The organism is Pseudoxanthomonas sp. LjRoot204_2 (genome assembly GCF_056175765.1).
On record NZ_JBGFFG010000529.1, the window covers coordinates 1 to 2,031 of the forward strand.

At 68.0% G+C, this 2,031-nt stretch carries 2 protein-coding genes; both read right to left on the minus strand.

The genetic code is table 11. From position 1 onward, the window contains the following. On the minus strand, positions 1-513 hold a 513-nt coding region (locus AC04L7_RS17495), incomplete at its 3' end, for an amidohydrolase family protein (RefSeq protein ID WP_475513544.1). Then, complete coding sequence (locus tag AC04L7_RS17500) at positions 506-1,561, minus strand: aromatic ring-hydroxylating oxygenase subunit alpha (protein ID WP_299345887.1); 1,056 nt, start codon at positions 1,559-1,561, stop codon at positions 506-508. The genes AC04L7_RS17495 and AC04L7_RS17500, both read right to left, overlap by 8 nt. Positions 1,562-2,031 lie beyond the last annotated feature (470 nt).

Genomic DNA, 2,031 nt, shown 5'->3' on the forward strand with positions numbered 1-2,031 from the left:
GATCTCGCCGCCGCCCCCGGTGACCGTGACGTAGGTGCCGGCAACGAACATGCGCGGCCCGGGCACGAGGCCGGCGTTGATCGCATCGCGCAATTGCACGTCGGCGAAACCGCGATAGACCCCGACATCCCGCACCGTGGTGAAGCCGGCCTGCAGGGTCGCCCGCGCATTGCGCGCGCCGATGAAGGCATCGCGCGCGGCATTGCTCCTCAGCGGTGTCGCGGGATCGCCATAGGGCCCTTCGTCGGCCAGGTGCGTGTGCATGTCCATCAGGCCGGGCACGACGGTCAGCGCGGACCAGTCGAGGACCCGAACGCGGGGATCCACGCCTTTCGTGGGCGGCGCGATCGACACGATGCGTCCGTCGCGCACCAGTATGTCGTGCCCCTCGAGCATCCGGCCCGTTTCAACGTCGAGCACGCGGCCGGCCTGGATCAGCAGGTCCTGCGCGCCAGCGGGCGAGGCGATGAAGGCAAGCGAGAACAGGAGTGCGGGCAGTAACCGGTCACGCATCGCCATACGCCGCCCTCAACAGATTGTGGAAATGCCACACGCCGCTCTCGCGCTTGGGGCACAACCGGCCCGCCTCGTAGAAGCCCGACGCCAGGCCCTGCTGTACCGCTTCGCAGATGCGGATGTCCTCGTCCTGAACTTCGTCGCTGAAGGCCTGGTCGTTGGCGATGCGCGCCAGCGCGGCATCGTCCTGCGCGTAGTAGTAATCGAACTCCACGCGGCAGCGGTCCGGCCCGAGTGGCAGGATGCGATTGGTCTGCAGTCGCCCCGGCATGATGTTGAGCATCACGTTCGGGTAGACGAAGTAGTAGAACGCGTCGCCATCGCCATAGATGTCGCCGCTGTTGCGCAGCGGAGAATGCTGCAGCGAATGCCAGGGGAACAGTTCGGTGTCGTAGGCGCGGTAGTCGAGCACCTTCGACAGCCCAGGATGCACGTGCGGCAGGTGGTAGCCCTCGAGGAAGTTGTCCACGTAGACCTTCCAGTTGCACGCGATGTCGTAGCTGTCGCGGCGGTGGAACTGCATCGCAGCCAGGTCGATCGGTGTGATGCGCCCGGCGATGCCGGCGTAGACCTCTTCGAACGGCGGCACGTCCTCGTGCAGCGCGACGAACACCAGCCCCTGCCAGGCGTGCACGCGCAGCGGCGGCAGGTGGATGTCCTTGACGTCGAAATCCGCGGCGCCCTGCATTTCGGGCGCGCTGCGCAGCTGGCCTTCCAGCGTGTACGTCCAGCCGTGGTACTTGCAGTGCAGCGCGCGTGCGCCCTTGCCGTTGCACAGCGCCAGCGGGCCGGCGCGATGCCGGCACACATTGGGGAAAGCGCGCAGCACGCCATCCTGCCCGCGCACCACCAGCACCGGTACATCGCCGATCCGCTCCACCACGTGGTCGCCCGGCTCGGCGAGCTGCCCCTGGTGGGCGACCAGTTGCCAGCTGCGTTGGAACACGGCGGCCTGCTCCATCGCCAGCATCGCCTCTCCGGCGTAGTAGCGGGCGGGCAGCGCCCGGGCACGGTCGAGCGACAAGGGAGGGGCGGTATCCGGCATGGCGYTCCCGTCGGGAGGTGGCGCCCGACCATGCAGCCGCCGGGCATGCGCCAAGCCTAAGCGGTGTACGGGGGTCCGGCACAGCCCCTTGCCGCACCATCATGTACCTCCCTCCGCAACGCTCGCACCCTCACGGTGCGGACGGGAAGGGTGAAAGTCGGATTACTTTTTGCGAAGCAAAAAAGCGTGCGTCACGGCGGCTTCCCGCTCTATCCAGCGCCCCCAGTTCGCCTATAGATTGGAGGCGAGGGATACGCCACCACACCGGGATACCCGATTGGCTCGACCGATGGCCGACTGCGCACGCTTCACCGTCCTGCTGCACGGAGACGGTGCATGAACGCGGTCGCCAGCCCGAGCGGCACGCTGCAGACCGCGCTGGACCACGCGCGCCGCCTGCTGGCCACCGACCCCGCGATGGCCGCCCAGCAGGCCGACGAGATCATCCGCGTGGTCGGGCGCCACCCGAT